Raw genomic sequence first — 17302 nt, 5'->3', positions numbered from 1 at the left:
CATTTTTAAGAATAATGGACGAGGAACGCCAACAAGTCGTTTAAATTCCCCATCATTAAATCTAGTTAAATTTTCATATTTCATGGGACTAGTATAAACAATTTTTTACTTTCGCAAGAGGTCTAATATATAAAAAAAGCCTTTCGACTGAAAGGCTTTTTGTCATTCAAATCATATTAAAGCGTTGCCAAAATATCTTTTAAAGTCTGACGCATATTCTTAGACTGGGTAATAGGACGGCCAATCACCAGATGAGTCGAGCCATCCAGCATCGCCTGTTTCGGTGTCACAATACGCTTCTGATCATCGGCATTTGAGCCTTCAGGACGAATACCGGGTGTTACCAAAGCAAAGTCTTGGCCTAATGTTTCACGTAACATTTTTGCTTCTTGAGCTGAACACACCACCCCGTCCAGACCACTGTTTTTGGTCAGTTGAGCCAGACGCTTGACATGCTCATTTGGCTCAATATCCAGACCAATATCTTTGAGGTCTTCACGACCCATTGAAGTCAGCACTGTCACAGCAATGAGTTGAGTTTTATAGTTGCCTGCTTGTAAACGCTCTACACAGGTTTCCATCATTTTTCGGCCACCAGATGCATGTACATTCACCATCCATACACCCAAATCAGCTGCCGCGCAGACTGCCTGTGCAGTCGTATTTGGAATATCATGAAATTTCAGATCCAGAAATACATCAAAACCTTTGTCTTGAAGTGCTCTGACAATGATTGGACCTTCATGGGTAAATAACTCTTTGCCCACTTTTAGTCGACACAAGGCAGGATCTAGCTGTTCTGCAATGGCTAAGGCATCAAATTGGCTTTTGGCATCTAGTGCAACAATGATACTCAAGAGATTATCCCTTCAAATAGGCAAAAAATAAGCCCATTATAATGGGCTTTGATTTTCATTGGTAATATCTAATACAGTTTTTTCATGCCGGGTATGGGCTGCTGCTTCAGCGGCCATTAACTTGGCTGTATTCAACTGTTCCTTACGCAGATGTTCAATGTCTTTACGTAATCGCTTGATTTCCCAATTGGTCTGGAAAACCCGGAAGATTTGAACGCCCAATAACAGGCCTAACACGACGCCTAGAGATAGGGTAAGGAGCAGCAATAATCCTAGACGCATTGCAGGAACTTGAGTAAATAACAAGTCCACGGACAATTCGGTACCATTTTGCAAAACCAAAGCCAATGAATAGCCAAACAGCACCAATAAAAGAACGACCAGAACGTAACGCATGAACACCCCGTAAATATTTACAATTATTTATTTGCAGATTCGTTTACAGCATCACGAAGGGCCTTACCTGGCTTAAAGTGCGGAACTGCTTTTGCAGCCACTTCTACAGATTTACCAGTTTTAGGGTTACGACCCACGCGTGGCTCACGATGATGCAATGCAAAACTACCAAATCCGCGAATCTCGATACGATTGTCAGATGATAAAGCTTCTATCATTTGATCAATCATAATTTTAACCGCTTCTTCCACTAAAGGCTCGGCCAAATGCGGATTTTTTAATGCAATGCGCTCTATTAAGTCAGACTTATTAAGTGCTTCAGTAGTCATCTGCGACCTCTTTAATTATCAAGCTACTTGGGATCTATTTCCCGATAATAACCTGTTTAAATACAAAACGGTAGCGCAATAATTAAATACTACGCTACCGTTTACAGTATTTGTATAAAAAGTATTAGTTAACTTACATTAACAATACAATTCAAACGTCTACTTAGTTGCCCATTTGAGCTTTGATCAGGTCACCAATCGTCTTAGGACCATTGTCTTGACCAGCAGCTGGCGCTGTTTTCAAGTTAGCAACTGCTTCTTTCTCTTCAGCTTCGTCTTTCGCTTTGATAGACAAGTTGATTGCGCGAGATTTACGATCAACGTTGATAATCTTCGCTTCTACTTCTTGACCAACTTCAAGGAACTTAGTTGCATCTTCAACGCGATCGCGGTTGATTTCAGATGCTTTCAGAGTCGCTTCAACTTCATCAGCTAACTTAACAGTCGCGCCTTTCGCATCAACTGCAGTTACAGTACCTTTAACCAACGCACCGCGTTCGTTAGCAGCAAGGAAGTCATTGAACGGATCGTTGTTCATTTGCTTGATGCCAAGGCTGATACGGTTACCTTCAGCGTCTACAGAAAGGATAACCGCTTCAACAGTGTCGCCTTTCTTGTAACGACGAATCGCTTCTTCGCCTTGTTCGTTCCAAGAAATATCAGACAAGTGAACTAGACCGTCGATACCGCCTGGTAAACCGATGAAGATACCAAAGTCAGTGATAGATTTGATCGTACCAGAAACTTTTTCGCCTTTGTCGTGGTCTTTAGCAAACTCTTCCCATGGGTTAGCACGAGTTTGTTTGATACCAAGAGAAATACGACGACGCTCTTCATCAACTTCAAGAACCATAACATCAACTTCATCACCGATCTGAACAACTTTAGATGGGTGGATGTTTTTGTTCGTGTGATCCATTTCTGAAACGTGTACTAAACCTTCAACGCCTTCAGCGATTTCAGCGAAACAACCGTAGTCAGTAAGGTTAGTTACGCGCGCTTTAACGATTGAACCTTTAGGGTAACGGTTCATGATCGCTAACCATGGATCTTCGCCAAGTTGTTTAAGACCTAGAGAAACACGGTTACGCTCGCGGTCGAACTTAAGTACTTTAACAGTAACTTCTTGACCCACTTCAACAACTTCTGAAGGATGCTTGATGCGCTTCCAAGCCATATCAGTGATGTGAAGAAGACCGTCAATACCACCAAGGTCAACGAATGCGCCGTAGTCAGTAAGGTTTTTGATTGTACCAGTAACAGTTTGACCTTCTTCAAGCTGAGCAAGAAGAGCTTCACGGTCAGCTGAAGATTCAGCTTCCATAACAGCACGACGTGAAACAACAACGTTGTTACGTTTAGCGTCAAGTTTGATTACTTTAAATTCTAACTCTTTGCCTTCTAGGTGAGTCGTATCACGAATAGGACGAGTATCAACTAAAGAACCTGGAAGGAACGCACGTACTGGACCGATGTCAACAGTGAAACCGCCTTTAACTTTACCAGAGATAACACCAGTAACGATTTCGCCGTCTTCAAAGATTTTTTCAAGTTTAGTCCAAGTCTCAGCGCGTTTAGCTTTTTCGCGAGAAAGAACAGTTTGACCCATACCGTTGTCAAGCGCTTCAACAACTACGTCTACAGTGTCGCCAACTTGAACTTCAAGTTCGCGCTGTTCATTTAAGAACTCAGCACGGTCAACAACGCCTTCAGATTTAAGGCCAGTGTCAACAGTTACCCAATCAGAGTCAATGCTTACTACAACGCCCTGGATAACTGCACCCTTTTCAACGTTGAGGTTTAATTCACTTGCTTCAAAGAGGGCTGCAAAAGATTCGGTCATGATATTTCCGATAAAGTCAGCGGTCTTGGATCAGACAAGGCCGGTTTAATTAAGCATCTACATAGTCCATATAAAACTGATCAAGCTATGCGTTTGCTGATAAAATCAGGTTAATTGGCTAACTGCTGGTCCACATAAGTGGTCATCAACTGGAATACCTCATCAATGTTCAAATTTGAACTATCGATAATGTAAGCATCGTCGGCAGGCTTGAGTGGAGCGACAGTGCGTTCCATATCTCGTTTATCACGCGCGATGATATTAGCTAAAATATCGTTTATTTTAACATCCAGCCCCATACCCTGCAACTGCTTTACACGTCTTTGCGCGCGCGATTCAGCCGATGCAGTCAAATATATTTTAGCCTGAGCTTGCGGGAAGATACTTGTGGCCATATCGCGGCCATCTGCCACCAGACCAGGTGCCTGTGCAAAAGCATGTTGACGTGAAACCATTGCCATTCTAAGCTCAGGAATTGCAGCAACTTTTGAAGCAAATTCTCCGACGCGTTCAGTTCGAATGGTCTGGGAAACATCTTCGCCATCCAAGTACACCTGCACCCCGGTTTCGCTACTGACAAACTGGATATCCAGATTTGTTGCGATTTGTACGCATTCTGGCAACTTAATATCCATTAAATCCAGTAAATCATGGTGATGCAATGACAAACCCAAAAGCCGGTAGAGCGCGCCAGAATCCAATAAGTGAAACTGATAATGTGCAGCCAGTTTTGCTGCCAACGTGCCTTTGCCAGACCCACTTGGACCATCAATGGTAATAATTTGAACTGTCATTGCTTTCCCGTTGTTGTTTAAACAGATTTTGCGAGTTTCGTCAGGCCTAGTTTAATCGCTGCCTGTAACTGTGCAAGAATTAATTTACTCACAAAAGGCGCACGCGCCTGTAATTCAATCGTATAGGTGACCAGGGTTTTATCATCGGCCAGCGCTTCAAATTCGATAATCCCCAGATGATGCTTGATCAATGGATTTTTAATAATCTGATATTCAATACGAGCATTCGGCTCAAACAATGTAATCTGTTCTTTCAGCGGCTTGAGCGACCCCACCCCCATAGCACGCACCGAACCTAGTCCATCCGGATGTTCAGCATCTGCAGAATCCTTGATTCGTTCAACCTGCATCGGCGCAAAGGCAATATTATAGGTGGCATGCTTAGACATTAAATCAAAGACTTTATCAATCGATGCCGGAAATTCTTTTTTTACTTGAATGCTATGCATTATTTTTCCTGAAATTATAGATTCGAAACTAAGGAATTTTAGCGATAAAGTAGATTTATTTCTGCGTATTTAATAATTTTTCTTGTAACCTGAGTTGCCGCTTCTGCTCACGACGCAACTTGAAAAATGCACTAAGCTGTTCGGAGCATTGCTGCTGCATGCAGCCTGCTTCAAAGGAAAATACATGATTATAATAGCCAGTTTCAAATAATTGACGTGCACTGACCAGTGAACCCGCTTTCGCTTCAAATGCGCCAAATACTACCCGTGAAACCCGTGAATGTACCAAAGCACCAACACACATGGTGCACGGCTCAAGGGTTACATACAGCACTGCATCGTCAGGTAGTCGATAATTCTGGATATTTTGACAGGCATCACGCAGCGCCACAATCTCGGCATGCGCGGTCGGATCATTTAAGGAAATCGGCGCATTAAAGCCCTGACCAATGATCTGATTCTGACTAACAATAATCGCACCCACCGGAATTTCGCCCTGTGCGGCAGCAAGTGCAGCCTGCGCATAGGCAAGCTGCATCCAGTATTCATGACTCAATTGTGTTTCGGACATGTAAAACTTAAATCACACCATACTGTTTTAACAAGGCATTCCAGCTTTCAATATTGGTCACCGGAGGGTTTGCAGACAAAATACCTTTTAAGCTCATATCTGCACCCTTTTTCCATGCAGGAGAAAGGTCTTTATCCACCAGACGCGCGCGTACCCCCTCAACGAAATCATGATGACGGATTTTCCAGTCAGAAATCTGGGTTTCCAGTTCAAAAATTTCATTCCAGGAATGTACCTGCTTACCCCATTGCCAGAGCAACCAGGTCAATGCAGCTGTAGTTGGTGAACCTTTTTGCAGATTTTCACTGGCTTGACGCAACCAGTCACTGCGCGCATCACTCAGACCGATAATCGATTCATAATCATGCTCGAAGTTGACACCACGACAAACACTATGAATCACATCCAGAGAGTTTTGCAGTGGTCCTGGCCCTACCGGACGATGCATACTATTTAAAGTGTCATCAATGGCACGGAAGTCACCGGCAGGATAATGATCCCAGTCAATATTAATCACTTTATCTAAAACTGAATCACGCTGTGCATCACAAATATGTGTTGCCCAGCCAATCCCATAAGCACCTGCAGCGGTCATGATTGAACCGGTCAAGCCGGTAAATAAACCAATCGCGCCCCGATCGGCCAGGAAGCGAGTTGCACCCACATCGGGATATAAACCGATATTGATTTCAGGCATCGCCAAACGCGAATACGGCGTCACTAAACGGAAAGGTGCCGCCATAAACAGACCAAGGCCCCCACCCATCACATAACCTTCACCCCAGACCAAAACCGGTTTGGCATAATTATGCAATAACAGATCCAGCGCATATTCCTGTTCAAAAAACTTATTGGCAGCCGCCACTTCATCGTTAATGACCAGTTGACGTAATTTACGCACATCGCCGCCGGCACAGAATGCTTTCGGTGTGGTTGAATCTAACCAGATCGCTTTTACGCTGTCATCCGTATGAAAATCCTGAAATACTTCCAAAAGTGCAGAAGCAATCGATTCATCCAGAGCATGCAAAGACTTTGGACGATTTAAACGAACGATACGCCAGCCATTATGCGCTTCTTCAACGATCAAATCCGGATGATAAGTTTTAGTAAGGGGAGAATATGTCATGCGTCCAGCTGCCAATCTATAGGCTCAATGCCATGTTGTTTGAGATAGTTATTCGATTTTGAAAATACTTTACAACCAAAAAAACCACCACGGTTTGCGGCCAAAGGCGATGGATGTGCGGCCTTTAACACGAGATGCTTGTCCTGATTGATGCGCTGTCCTTTACGCTGTGCGTATGCGCCCCAAAGAATAAAGACAATATGTTCACGCTGCTCATTTAAAACATCAATGACGTGATCGGTGAATTCTTCCCAACCGCGCTTTTGATGCGAAGTCGGCTGACCTGCCTCTACAGTCAGTACTGCATTTAACAGAAGCACACCCTGCTCTGCCCAATGCGTCAAGTCACCATGCTTTGGTCGTTCAACCCCGACATCCGCATGTAACTCGTGAAAAATATTACGCAAAGATGGCGGCAATGCAACCCCTTTTTGCACCGAAAAGCTTAATCCATGCGCCTGATTCGGGCCATGATAAGGATCTTGCCCTAAAATGACCACTTTAACCCGATCGAGCGGCGTGGTATTCAAGGCATTAAAAATCAGATGATTGGGAGGATAAATTGTTTTATCTGCTTTTTTTTCTTCAATCAGAAAAGCTTTTAATTCGTCCATTTTCGGACTGAGTAAAAACTCACTCAATCCATATTTCCAGCTTTCATCCAACTGAACCTTATTCAGTTTGGCCAGTTGCTGTTCATTTAAAGACATTCTTCAATCCTAAATCTATGTCAATGGATTTAAAGTCACGCAGACTTTAAATCTGTACCTGTAAATCTACAGTCGGGTTATGAAATGCTGTGCCCTGTTTCAGCTTGTTCAACATGTCCGGATCGGTCCATTCAGCTTGCACCTGTTCAGAGAACTCAATTTGATCCAGACTCAGAATGCCCATCTGTTCATTTTGAATATCTTCTAAAAAGCTTTGTGCATAACCGGTATCGGTTTCATGCATAATCACAGAATAGACTTCGACATCACCTTCGCCATTTTGAGTCACGGTCGATGCCAGCACTTGTTGCGCCAGAAAGAAAAAGATACGTGAAAACTGCTCTGCCGATGGTGATACCGGTAACGACACCCATCGCGCACTGAAAGTTTTGCAAGCCTGAATATATTCCGGGTCGTCATTTTGCCAGAAACAGATCGCATGATCGAAAGAATCAAAGAAATCCTTAATCACACCTTTAAGCAGACCAAAGTCATAGACCATTTGCCCATGATCTAATTTCGAGGCTTTTAACAGTAGCTCGACTTTATAACTATGGCCATGGATCGAACGCTTACAGCGATCTGACGTGCAGTTACGCACAATATGAGCATTCTCAAACTTAAATAACTTACGAATTAACATATGCCGTAATGTCGTCAAAAAATAGGTGAATTGATTTTGATTATAAAGCAAAACTACAGCTTTGAGGATTAATTTTGCTGTTCAGCCTGATAGGGAAAAGGGATCAAGCTGCTGTTCAGATTTAGACTAACAGTATAACTGAATAAGCCCTGACTAAAAGGGTGCCATACTGCGATAAGCCACATATACCTGTTTGTCCTGACGAACCAGATCACTACTGAACTGGCGCTTGCGTTCACTCAAGACCACTTCGATCTGAGCTTTAAAATAATTGGATTGCACTCCGAGCAAGCTATTAAACAGATTACGCTTGGCAGCATCGACTTGCGCAAACGGTTCGAGTGACCATAACTCAGACACATTAGAAAAGTGTTCCAAATTGGCCTGTCGCTGATCCAGCAATTGTTGTATTGCATTCACATCCAGTTTTTCATCCATACTGGCCAACAGAAAAGCAGATGCTGTATTAATATTAACCGGACTTTCCTGCATCGGTGCAGCACTCAGATAAGGTGCTATCCGTTTGTACTTATTTTCTTCAAAACCACGTACCAGCTTTAATTCCTCTACGCTATGAAATTTTGCATTCGGTGGTAAAGCGGCATTCGGTAAGCCTTGATAATAATTAGATTCGGCACCCATACCTCCACTCACCAGCTCGTTTTCATCCTGCCAGTCAATTACGGCTTCACTGAGCTGCGCTGGCAAACCTGCACGTTTTAAAATCAGCTCGAACCATGCTTTGGCATTTTCATTGACGCTATCTTCAGCAGTGATCAGGCTATTTAAATTAAACTTGCCCGATTCATCCTGAATGATTCCGGAAACATAGCCGGCATCGACCGGAAAAGCCGGCATCGGCTGCGCCCAGGTTTCCTGTAGATGATCAACCTCTGCGGCATTTTCAGCATCATCTACTAGCAATTCAGAAAAAAAGGCTTCGGCACTTTTGGCATACATCAGCGACTGGTTTTGCCGCATCAGATAGGCGGTACTTTCAGCAGTTGCAGCCTGACGCTGGGCAATCGTGGCTGCCAGAATAGTCGCCAATGCCACCATCACCAGAATGGTAATCAGTGCAATGCCCTGCTGCTGCTTCAGCCTCTGTTTATTCATTTTCATTTTTTATGATTCTTAGCCGGGTTGACCTGTATTCTGATTATCAAGCAAAAAGTCCGTATTTAATAAACTAAACAGCCACTCATAGCTGACGCCATTCACGGTTAAATTGATTTTAATGCCTTTGGGCAAGCGCTGTTTCTGCTCTCGCTGATTTAAATCCATAGAAGAATCAGGCCACTGTGTGAGTTCATTTGGATTCAGCACCACAACCTGAAATTGCTCAACGTCCGATAATAAAATACTGGATTCAGGTTGATCACGACCGGTCTGATTCAGGTTGCGATATTTCAGTCGATACAGTTTTTGTTCATCGGCCCGATACTGATATTCAATGCGTTCATCTGGCGAAATACCCTCCTCCAGAGGATCAGTCACGCCAGTTTTACTAAAATTAAAACGGCCATTTTGCAAAACCAGAGCCGGTTGAATATCACTATTGATATTGGCCGTTAAAGGGACTGCCTGTACCGTATCCCGTAAAATTTGCTGATAGGTTTCCTGTAGCTGACCTAGACGCTGTTCATGTACTGCATTTTGATCTTTGGTTTTGACAATATAATCAAAAACTTTCCAGCCCAAAGCAGACAGCACTGCAAAGATCGCAATCGCAACCAATAATTCGACCAGGGTAAATCCTTTAGGCTTCATGGCGTATTGTTCATGCGATGATTAAAGAACATTAAGCTGCTGATCCCGGATGCACCTTGACCAGTCTCCTGATTGACCAGACTGACCTGTAGTTCAATACGTTGCACATTGGGACTGATGGTCGGTTCACTGCGCTTGTCAATTTGCCAGGTTTCGCCTTGCTGGGTCAGCTGTCTGGAGGCCGTGCCATCCATCCATTGCTGATTGATTTCCATTTGAGCCACTTCATTTAAGGCAACAAACTGTGCTTTGGTGCGCAGAATGGCATTCGAGGTTGACTGGGTATATTGCATCGCGACTTTGGTCAGCGTCATGGCTGCGGTGGCGAAAATTGCCAGTGCAACCATAACTTCCAGCAAGGTAAAGCCTGAGCTGCGATGAGTGAAATGCTGTTTCACCGCTGCGCAAGACCAAGAGCTCTGCTCGAAGTGCCCACAATGCAATCGATCAACACTCGATTTAAATGGTTTGATCAGCCTGGAGCACACACTTTGCTTGAAAGATCTAGATTTCATTGATTTTACCCAGATGATCCACCTCAATCGCAGAGCCGACTTCACGATCTTCTAAAAAGAACTGAATCCGTACCGGCTTGACCTCACCATTCCCCAGCCAGATCAATTGCGGAGAATTCACCTGCGTCAGATCACGATTTTGCGCACGGGCATAACGCTGTTGTTCTAGCCCCTGAATCCGAAAAGACACATGATCCGGCAGCTTACGTAATTTAAATTCTGTATAACTCTGCCATTTTTCATTTTGCAGGTTCTGTTCAGTCTGCGCTGCTGAACGATATTCTACAATCCCATAGCGAAATGGCGAGACATCGGTCGCGGGTTGCAGATCAAGCGCCAGTATTCTGGACTGGTCATTCGCCTCACGCATGACCCGCTGCAAGTCTAATAACAAAATCTCGCGTGCCTGCATGGCCTTACGCTGATCGACACCACTGGTATTCAGCAATACCAGTGAGGCCATGATTCCCATAATCACAATCACCACCATCAATTCGATGAGGGTAAAGCCACGAACTGCGCTGTGAGATGATCTGATCATACTAAGCTCTAACCTTAGGCAAACTGCTCGGCAGAATGCACCTGCTTTGGCAAAGCCAGTGCTTGATCGATATAGGCCACGCGCAAGGTATCGCGTGAACCCAGATAACGCTGATAAAAACTGGAATTGAGAATTGCAGCGGCGCCATGGGTCAGTGACCAGATCGACGCCAGATAGTCACGCACCGACATGCGGCTATGAATTGAAACCAGATAACTTTCTGTCATGCGGATGATCAGGCGTAAACGCTGTTTGCGTACCTGATACAGTTCACTGAATAGATGCTGAATTCCCACGCCAGTCGTCGACAGACGTTCTTCAATCTGATGGAACAGCACCGTACGTTCCGGATGATGTAAATGGTGCAACATAAAGAAGGCCAGATGTTCAGGAAAAGCTTTATCACTATCCTGAATCATTTCCAGCAACATGCGCTCATTACGGATAATCAGCAACATATACAGTTCATCTTTACTCTGAAAATGTTTATAGAGTGTCCCTTTGGCCAGATCAAGTTCAGCAGCAAGCGCATCTAGCGTCATTCCTGCTTCACCATTTTCCAGCAGGAGCTGCTCTGCGACTTGAAAAATCAAGGTTTCTCTTGCTCGAAACTGAGCCTGACGATCCATCTTCACCCTATAAACTCTCTTGTACTTTATATAACTTTATTTACTTTAAATTTAGAAGATTTTCAAAGTTCTGCTTTGTGATAGAAGCCATTTCTTCTAGCGACTTATCATATACATCACAAAGCGCTTTGGCTACATAAGGAACGTATTTAGGTTCGTTAGATTTACCACGATATGGCATCGGCGCAAGATAAGGACTATCGGTTTCAATCAGTACACGATCCAGCGGAACCTGTTTGGCCACATCACGCAGATCCTGGGCATTTTTAAACGAGATAATCCCGGAAAATGAGACATAATAACCGCAGTCTAAAACCGCTTTGGCAGTTTCCCAATCTTCAGTAAAGCAATGCAAGATGCCATGCGTGGATTTTTCCGCACGGATAATATCCACGGTATCATGCTTGGCAGCACGGGTATGTACCACCACCGGTTTCTTGGTCATTTGCGAAGCATGGATATGACGGGCAAAGCAGGCTTTTTGTTCTTCGACAAAATCTGTACTGTGATAATAATCCAGACCGGTTTCACCGAGTGCCCAGACTTTTTCAGGCTGTGCCAGCTCGACCAGATATTCGGTCGTGGCACGCGCCATGGTCGCAGCATCTTCGCAAGGATGTACCCCAACGGTATAACCGACATCCGGGTGACGCGCGGCAATTTTCGCCAGCGCGATATGATCATCCAGATCGACCGAGATACTCATGAACCTGGATACACCCGCTTCACGGGCCTGTGCGAGTGCCTGATCCAGATCACCGTTATACGGCGTTAAATCCAGCATCGTTAAATGACAATGGGTATCTACAAACACAATGCGTTCCTACCACAGCTAAATGAACTACATAGTGTAACTTTTACGCCCTTCAGATTTAAGACCTGCAACCAGACGATCTGCTTCATTTTTGAAATAAACACCCTTTTCACCGCTTAACTGGATGCCAAAGCCTTGTGGCTTGATGCCATTCTGCTTTTGCGAGACCCAGATGACTTTACCGGTTAAAGGAATTTTCTGGGTCTGTTCAGGCAAAGTGGTCAATACAAAAACTTCTTCACCCAGCTTGACCGGCTGCTTGGACGGAATAAACAGTCCACCACCCCATACATAAGGCATATAGCTGGCAAACAGTGTTTCAATATCAGGAATATTGGCCTGAATAATACCGCCCATACGTGGTTGCATGTGATTTCCCCTTAATTAAAGATTCATCAGCTTGATAAACAGCTCATCGATCACCAGATTGCTTTGAACATTCTGCTCGAGATATTGCTTGGAACGCTGAAAATCTTCATAAATTTTAAAAAGTGCTGCTAATGAATATTGTTCGGCAAGCACATTAAACTCAAGATCAATGTTTTTCACCGTTTGATTGAGCTTGACACAAATTAAATCGGACAACAAGTATTCAAACATGGGAGCAAATTCACCAAAGCTCAGGCTTTTGTTCCATTTGGTCGCAATTGCAAGCGGCATATTTTTTTGCATCACCAGTTTTTGCCAGTCTTGCAGGAATTCCTGACGCAGTGGCAGCCATGAACTTTGTGCAACCTCGAGTGCTTGTAAGGGCATCTGATTGGACAGGTTCATCAATAACTGTTGCTGGCTAGAACCTGCATCCGGCAACTGTGCCTGAACATAATCACTAAATTGTTCTGCGGAAATCCGGTCTAAGGCAAAATGCTGCAAGCGACTCCGTATCGTTGCAGGCAATTTTAAATAATGATCTGCCAGCAAAATAATGACCGTATTGTCACCGGGTTCTTCTAGCGTTTTCAATAAAGCATTGGCAGAGGAGATATTTAAGGCTTCCGCAGGTTCAATTACAATCACTCGCCAGCCATCGACGGTCTGCTGCACAAAAGGCAACAGATCACGAATCTTTTCAATCTTGATTTTGGCATTCTGTTTTTTATTGTCTTCGTCGGTGCTGATATGCACATAATTGGGATGCGTATCAGCCTTGAGCCATTGGCAACTGCCACATTCGCCACATGCACCAGAAGACTGCCGATTCAGACACAAGACCCAAGCCAGAAACTGCTGGCTAAATGCCTCCTTGCCACAGCCTTTTTTGCCATAAAACAATAAACCATGCCCAAGCTTGGGAAAACGTCCGGTCAGCGTTTCCCAAACCTGTTGCTGCCATGGATAAATCTGTGCATTGACATCAAAAGGCATGTATTCAACTCTTCTTAAGCAAAATGAGAAAGATCCATTTGATTCAATCGATCCAGATCTTCTTGAGTATCCACACCCGGTGGCAAATTGGCTTCAGCCACGGCAATCGCAATACGGTGACCATTTTCCAGTACCCGCAATTGCTCTAGGGATTCCAGTTTTTCCAGCCCCCCCATCTCCCAAGTGACATATTCTTGAAGCAGTTTTACACGGTAAGCATATAAACCTAAATGACGATAGGCCTGATTATGCAGTTTTGCTTCAGCCAGTTTCGCGCCATCACGGTCATAAGGAATGGTGGCACGGCTAAAATACAAAGCTTGATTATGTTTGGACATCACCACTTTAACAATGCTGTCACGCTTAAATTCGTCTAGTTGATGAATCGGCTCACATAGCGTCGACATCGAAGAATCCGGTTGATCTTCTAGAAGTTGTGCCACCTGTTTCACCAGTTGTGCCGGCAATAAAGGCTCATCACCCTGCACATTGACAATAATATCGTGACTGTCCCAGCCTTTGATCCGCGCTACTTCACTGAGGCGGTCTGTCCCAGAAGGATGATCCACCGAAGTAATCACCACATCAACACCTTCGGCACGACAAACCTCAGCAATACGCTGATCATCGGTCGCCACACACAAATCATCAAAACCTTGTACTTTTTTGGCTTGATCCACCACACGCAGAATCATGGGACGACCATGAATGTCCAGCAAGGGTTTACCCGGCAAACGTGAACTGGCAAAACGTGCAGGAATAACAATGTGTTTCATACTGAATAAGCCTTAAGAAATTTGAATACCGTATTGTTGTAACTGTTGCTGCAAGACCGTATAGCAGGCTGGCGATAATACTGCATCGACTGGCACCACCCAGATATCCTGCTTAAAATCGGGATATTGTTTCAGTAATGCCATAATCTTGACTGCGTCTTTTTCCGTGGTAATGATCGGATTGGCATCATCAAACTGTAGATCCTCAATGTCATAATCATGATGATCGGGAAATTCATGACATTGGAATTGTTCTATGCCCAGATTTTTCAGGGTCTGATAAAAGCGTTGCGGAAAACCGATTCCCACCACGGCATAAAAAGCCGACTGAGAATCGAAGATTTTATTGTTGTCTTGATTGAGTAGATAAGGCTGTGATGCAGCCAGATGCATATGCAGCTCAGAACTTGGGCTTGCCGAATGTTCAATTACCGTTCCTGTTTCCAAGCGTGTCACCGGTTCACGCAGATAGCCTTCCGGAAGCAGTTTTTGGTTGCCCAGACCGCGATTATTGTCCAGTACAATCCATTCAATCTGACGATTTAAAGCCCAGTGCTGCAAACCATCATCACAAATAATCAGATCCAACTGATGTCTTTGCAGTAACAGTTCAATACTTTTTTGCCGGTTTGGCCCTACGGCCATCGGCACGCCCGTCGCCTGTACAATCAAGGCAGGCTCATCACCGACGACCTCAGGCAAGGTATTAAAATCCACATAAGCCGGAAATGGACCTTTGCCGCCATAACCACGGCTAATCACCCCAACTTTTACACCTTGTTGAGTTAAATAATCAACCAGATGAATCAGCAAAGGGGTTTTACCACTACCACCGACAGTGATATTGCCAATCACCATGACCGGAACCGGAGCACTATAGCTTGTCTTGATCCCTTTCTGGTACAGCCAGCGATTGCTGACAAAACCTAAACGATACAAGCATGACAAAGGACGCAGCACCACCAGCCACTTTGCCTGTGCATTCCAAGCATCCTGAATGATTTGCGCCAATGCCATAACTTATTGTTCCTCAAAATTACGTTGATGCAGCTGATAATAAGCCCCATGCAATGCAATCAGTTCTGCATGAGTCCCTTGCTCGACAATACACCCCTGATCCATGACCACAATACGATCCGCATTTTCAATCGTCGATAAACGGTGTGCAATCACAATGGTTGTACGATCTTGCATGGCCTGATCAAAGGCACGCTGAATAAAGTATTCGGATTCATTATCCAGGGCACTGGTTGCTTCATCCAGAATCAGAATAGAGGCATTTTTCAAAATCGCACGTGCAATCGCGATGCGCTGACGCTGACCACCAGACAGATTTAAACCTTGAGCACCCAGTTGGGTATCATAACCTTTTGGCAGAGCCATAATAAAATCATGTGCATAAGCGGCTTTTGCTGCTGCAATAATGTCTTCATCAGTCGCACCTTCGAGCTGACCATAGGCAATATTTTCTCGCACAGTCCGATTAAACAGCACCACTTGCTGATTCACCATCGCAATCTGGGTACGCAAAGCAGTCAGCTCAAAGTCCTCAATCGGTTTCTGATCCAGTAGAAGCTGACCTGAACTTGTATCCTGATAACGTACCAGCAGGTTCACCAGTGAGCTTTTACCGGCACCGGAACGCCCAACCAGAGCAACCGTTTCACCAGCTTTTACCTCTAAATTAAAATCACGAATGGCATGATGACCATCATCATAAAACAGGTTGACATCTTTAAACTGAATATTACCTTTTAAGCTATCGCTTAAAGTCCCGGTATTTTTTTCTTCGGGCATGTCCAGCAATTCAAATACCGAATGCGCTGCGGCCATACCCCGTTGAATTTTTTCATTGATATCTGTTAAAGCTTTGATCGGTCTTGCCAACATGCCCGCAGCCGTAATATAAGCCACAAATTCACCGGCAGAGGTATCGCCAAGGATCTGTGGACGCAAGGCAATAAACATGACAATACTGAGTGAAATAGACATGATCAGCTGAACCACAGGACTGTTCAACTGCTGCACAGCGACCATTTTCAAGCCACGACGCAAGTTTTCCAGCGAGTTCTGTTTAAAGCGTTCCTGCTCATAACTTTGGCCGCCAAAACCCTTGACGATCAGGTTGGCATTGACCGTTTCCTGAACCACATGGTTGACATCCCCCATGGTGTCTTGCACTTGCTGTGACAGTTTACGCATCCGTCTAGCCGCCTTACTGATCACAAAGCCAATAACGGGTGCAAAAATCAGGATACACATGGTCAGACGCCAGTTGCTATATAGCAGATAGCCTAATAGCGCAATCGTAATCAAACCTTGTTGCAACAGGGTTCTTAACGCTTCTGTTGAGGCAGCGGTCAGTTGTTCCACGTTATACATGATCTTGGCAGTAATATGCCCGCTGGTATTGTCCAGATAATACTGAGACGGTAAACGCAGCAGTTTTGCAAAAACTTCCTGACGGATATTGAACACCAGATTACGGGAAATCACCGCAGTAAAATACCCCCCCATGAATAATCCCAGCCCACGAAAGAACATCAGGACAACCACTAAAAACGGGAAAAGCGAAGTGAAACTCTGGTCTTTGTCTTGAATGGCCTCAATAATATATTCCAGTAATTTAGCCACAGAAACTTCTGTAGCCGCATTAATAGAAAAACCGAGCAGGACAAGCAATCCGATGCCCCAAAAGGGTTTTAAATAACTTAAAAGGCGAAGATAGACCTTAAAATCGTGCTTCACTAATAACCTCGGGTGGGTACTTTGGTACTGATATTAATATTGACAAAGCCGAGCTGCCCGGCCACATCCATAACGCGAATCACGTCCTGATGGCTGGCTTTCGCGTCAGCGGCAATGACGAACATTAAATCACGGCGTTCATTAGAAATCTGTTTAATTGCAGTATTTAAATCTGCGACTTCTTTACTGGCCAAGGATTGACCATTGACTGCATAATGACCATTGGCATCTACAATCACTTCAACTTTCTGATCATAACTTTTAGGCGGAACACCCTGCGCATCTGGTAAGGTCAAGTTCATACGGCTCATTTGGCTAAATGTTGTCGATAACAGTAAAAAGACCAGAATAAACAGCAAACAATCAATCATAGGGGTCAGATTAATATGCACATCTTCTACTTGGTTGCGTTTGAATTTCATC

Annotated in this window: 22 protein-coding genes and 1 pseudogene; all 23 read right to left on the bottom strand. The window is 44.3% G+C overall.

The features are described 5' to 3' along the window. Positions 1-84: pseudogene (locus FTV30_RS06945) on the bottom strand (IS5/IS1182 family transposase); the annotation flags it as partial. Between the two features lie 92 nt (positions 85-176). Next, complete coding sequence (gene pyrF / locus FTV30_RS06940; protein ID WP_005097309.1) at positions 177-857, bottom strand: orotidine-5'-phosphate decarboxylase; 681 nt, start codon at positions 855-857, stop codon at positions 177-179. Between the two features lie 36 nt (positions 858-893). Beyond that, entirely contained in the window at positions 894-1253 is a 360-nt protein-coding gene (locus tag FTV30_RS06935) for a lipopolysaccharide assembly protein LapA domain-containing protein (protein WP_074383247.1), read from the bottom strand. Between the two features lie 23 nt (positions 1254-1276). Continuing rightward, complete coding sequence (locus tag FTV30_RS06930) at positions 1277-1582, bottom strand: integration host factor subunit beta (RefSeq protein ID WP_005097312.1); 306 nt, start codon at positions 1580-1582, stop codon at positions 1277-1279. 163 nt (positions 1583-1745) lie between these two features. Next, positions 1746-3425 carry a 30S ribosomal protein S1 gene (rpsA, locus tag FTV30_RS06925; RefSeq protein ID WP_005097313.1) on the bottom strand — a complete coding sequence of 560 codons (1680 nt, stop codon included), beginning with the start codon at positions 3423-3425 and terminating at the stop codon, positions 1746-1748. 110 nt (positions 3426-3535) lie between these two features. Continuing rightward, positions 3536-4219: a (d)CMP kinase gene (gene cmk, locus FTV30_RS06920; RefSeq protein ID WP_005170422.1), complete on the bottom strand. Its 684-nt coding sequence runs from the start codon at positions 4217-4219 to the stop codon at positions 3536-3538. A 17-nt stretch (positions 4220-4236) separates the two neighbouring features. Then, positions 4237-4668 (bottom strand): SRPBCC family protein, encoded by a 432-nt coding sequence (locus FTV30_RS06915; protein ID WP_100355369.1) that lies wholly within the window; start codon positions 4666-4668, stop codon positions 4237-4239. A 55-nt stretch (positions 4669-4723) separates the two neighbouring features. Then, positions 4724-5239: a tRNA adenosine(34) deaminase TadA gene (gene tadA / locus FTV30_RS06910; protein ID WP_100358124.1), complete on the bottom strand. Its 516-nt coding sequence runs from the start codon at positions 5237-5239 to the stop codon at positions 4724-4726. A gap of 7 nt (positions 5240-5246) precedes the next feature. Further along, positions 5247-6368 carry an enoyl-CoA hydratase/isomerase family protein gene (locus tag FTV30_RS06905; protein WP_100355370.1) on the bottom strand — a complete coding sequence of 374 codons (1122 nt, stop codon included), beginning with the start codon at positions 6366-6368 and terminating at the stop codon, positions 5247-5249. Further along, a complete protein-coding gene (gene ung / locus FTV30_RS06900) occupies positions 6365-7078 on the bottom strand; it encodes a uracil-DNA glycosylase (protein WP_074383250.1) in 714 nt (237 codons plus the stop codon). Before ung ends, FTV30_RS06905 begins: the two co-directional genes overlap by 4 nt. A 46-nt stretch (positions 7079-7124) precedes the next feature. Then, positions 7125-7721, bottom strand: a complete 597-nt coding sequence (locus FTV30_RS06895) for a 6-carboxytetrahydropterin synthase (RefSeq protein ID WP_005097321.1) — start codon at positions 7719-7721, stop codon at positions 7125-7127. Between the two features lie 153 nt (positions 7722-7874). Next, positions 7875-8843, bottom strand: a complete 969-nt coding sequence (gene gspK, locus FTV30_RS06890; RefSeq protein ID WP_180001297.1) for a type II secretion system minor pseudopilin GspK — start codon at positions 8841-8843, stop codon at positions 7875-7877. A gap of 12 nt (positions 8844-8855) precedes the next feature. Then, positions 8856-9491 carry a type II secretion system minor pseudopilin GspJ gene (gene gspJ, locus FTV30_RS06885; RefSeq protein WP_180001296.1) on the bottom strand — a complete coding sequence of 212 codons (636 nt, stop codon included), beginning with the start codon at positions 9489-9491 and terminating at the stop codon, positions 8856-8858. Beyond that, positions 9488-9889 carry a type II secretion system minor pseudopilin GspI gene (gspI, locus tag FTV30_RS06880; protein WP_370981693.1) on the bottom strand — a complete coding sequence of 134 codons (402 nt, stop codon included), beginning with the start codon at positions 9887-9889 and terminating at the stop codon, positions 9488-9490. Before gspI ends, gspJ begins: the two co-directional genes overlap by 4 nt. Before the next feature lie 106 nt (positions 9890-9995). After that, positions 9996-10547 (bottom strand): type II secretion system protein, encoded by a 552-nt coding sequence (locus tag FTV30_RS06875; protein ID WP_074383251.1) that lies wholly within the window; start codon positions 10545-10547, stop codon positions 9996-9998. A gap of 14 nt (positions 10548-10561) precedes the next feature. Next, positions 10562-11176: a TetR/AcrR family transcriptional regulator gene (locus FTV30_RS06870; RefSeq protein WP_004645466.1), complete on the bottom strand. Its 615-nt coding sequence runs from the start codon at positions 11174-11176 to the stop codon at positions 10562-10564. 40 nt (positions 11177-11216) lie between these two features. Continuing rightward, the gene (locus tag FTV30_RS06865) at positions 11217-11990 is read right to left on the bottom strand and encodes a TatD family hydrolase (RefSeq protein ID WP_074383252.1); all 774 of its coding nucleotides are present in this window, start codon (positions 11988-11990) and stop codon (positions 11217-11219) included. A 27-nt stretch (positions 11991-12017) separates the two neighbouring features. After that, complete coding sequence (locus FTV30_RS06860; protein ID WP_005170399.1) at positions 12018-12359, bottom strand: PilZ domain-containing protein; 342 nt, start codon at positions 12357-12359, stop codon at positions 12018-12020. A gap of 15 nt (positions 12360-12374) precedes the next feature. Then, entirely contained in the window at positions 12375-13355 is a 981-nt protein-coding gene (locus FTV30_RS06855; protein WP_179999363.1) for a DNA polymerase III subunit delta' C-terminal domain-containing protein, read from the bottom strand. A 14-nt stretch (positions 13356-13369) separates the two neighbouring features. Further along, entirely contained in the window at positions 13370-14131 is a 762-nt protein-coding gene (gene kdsB / locus FTV30_RS06850; protein ID WP_100329622.1) for a 3-deoxy-manno-octulosonate cytidylyltransferase, read from the bottom strand. A gap of 12 nt (positions 14132-14143) precedes the next feature. Continuing rightward, a complete protein-coding gene (lpxK, locus tag FTV30_RS06845) occupies positions 14144-15148 on the bottom strand; it encodes a tetraacyldisaccharide 4'-kinase (RefSeq protein WP_100329623.1) in 1005 nt (334 codons plus the stop codon). 3 nt (positions 15149-15151) lie between these two features. Continuing rightward, complete coding sequence (gene msbA, locus FTV30_RS06840) at positions 15152-16879, bottom strand: lipid A export permease/ATP-binding protein MsbA (RefSeq protein ID WP_159138335.1); 1728 nt, start codon at positions 16877-16879, stop codon at positions 15152-15154. Then, the gene (locus tag FTV30_RS06835; protein ID WP_004278885.1) at positions 16879-17301 is read right to left on the bottom strand and encodes a biopolymer transporter ExbD; all 423 of its coding nucleotides are present in this window, start codon (positions 17299-17301) and stop codon (positions 16879-16881) included. The genes msbA and FTV30_RS06835 overlap by 1 nt, the downstream gene beginning before the upstream one ends. Position 17302: the final 1 nt, after the last annotated feature.

It is taken from the genome of Acinetobacter sp. YH12255 (genome assembly GCF_013417355.1).
Lineage (GTDB): Bacteria > Pseudomonadota > Gammaproteobacteria > Pseudomonadales > Moraxellaceae > Acinetobacter > Acinetobacter pseudolwoffii.
Note: the sequence above shows the minus strand (reverse complement) of the source record. Positions and strands in the feature narration are given on the sequence as shown.

Bases quoted from the DNA above. Each gene is read 5' to 3' on its own strand.
- FTV30_RS06835 (WP_004278885.1), bottom strand. From the start codon at position 17,301: ATGAAATTCAAACGCAACCAAGTAGAAGATGTGCATATTAATCTGACC.
- FTV30_RS06915 (WP_100355369.1), bottom strand. From the start codon at position 4,668: ATGCATAGCATTCAAGTAAAAAAAGAATTTCCGGCATCGATTGATAAA.
- gspJ (WP_180001296.1), bottom strand. From the start codon at position 9,491: ATGAAGCCTAAAGGATTTACCCTGGTCGAATTATTGGTTGCGATTGCG.
- kdsB (WP_100329622.1), bottom strand. From the start codon at position 14,131: ATGAAACACATTGTTATTCCTGCACGTTTTGCCAGTTCACGTTTGCCG.
- FTV30_RS06875 (WP_074383251.1), bottom strand. From the start codon at position 10,547: ATGATCAGATCATCTCACAGCGCAGTTCGTGGCTTTACCCTCATCGAA.
- FTV30_RS06860 (WP_005170399.1), bottom strand. From the start codon at position 12,359: ATGCAACCACGTATGGGCGGTATTATTCAGGCCAATATTCCTGATATT.
- cmk (WP_005170422.1), bottom strand. From the start codon at position 4,219: ATGACAGTTCAAATTATTACCATTGATGGTCCAAGTGGGTCTGGCAAA.
- FTV30_RS06895 (WP_005097321.1), bottom strand. From the start codon at position 7,721: ATGTTAATTCGTAAGTTATTTAAGTTTGAGAATGCTCATATTGTGCGT.
- ung (WP_074383250.1), bottom strand. From the start codon at position 7,078: ATGTCTTTAAATGAACAGCAACTGGCCAAACTGAATAAGGTTCAGTTG.
- lpxK (WP_100329623.1), bottom strand. From the start codon at position 15,148: ATGGCATTGGCGCAAATCATTCAGGATGCTTGGAATGCACAGGCAAAG.
- FTV30_RS06905 (WP_100355370.1), bottom strand. From the start codon at position 6,368: ATGACATATTCTCCCCTTACTAAAACTTATCATCCGGATTTGATCGTT.
- FTV30_RS06870 (WP_004645466.1), bottom strand. From the start codon at position 11,176: ATGGATCGTCAGGCTCAGTTTCGAGCAAGAGAAACCTTGATTTTTCAA.
- rpsA (WP_005097313.1), bottom strand. From the start codon at position 3,425: ATGACCGAATCTTTTGCAGCCCTCTTTGAAGCAAGTGAATTAAACCTC.
- gspK (WP_180001297.1), bottom strand. From the start codon at position 8,843: ATGAAAATGAATAAACAGAGGCTGAAGCAGCAGCAGGGCATTGCACTG.
- tadA (WP_100358124.1), bottom strand. From the start codon at position 5,239: ATGTCCGAAACACAATTGAGTCATGAATACTGGATGCAGCTTGCCTAT.
- FTV30_RS06855 (WP_179999363.1), bottom strand. From the start codon at position 13,355: ATGCCTTTTGATGTCAATGCACAGATTTATCCATGGCAGCAACAGGTT.
- FTV30_RS06930 (WP_005097312.1), bottom strand. From the start codon at position 1,582: ATGACTACTGAAGCACTTAATAAGTCTGACTTAATAGAGCGCATTGCA.
- FTV30_RS06935 (WP_074383247.1), bottom strand. From the start codon at position 1,253: ATGCGTTACGTTCTGGTCGTTCTTTTATTGGTGCTGTTTGGCTATTCA.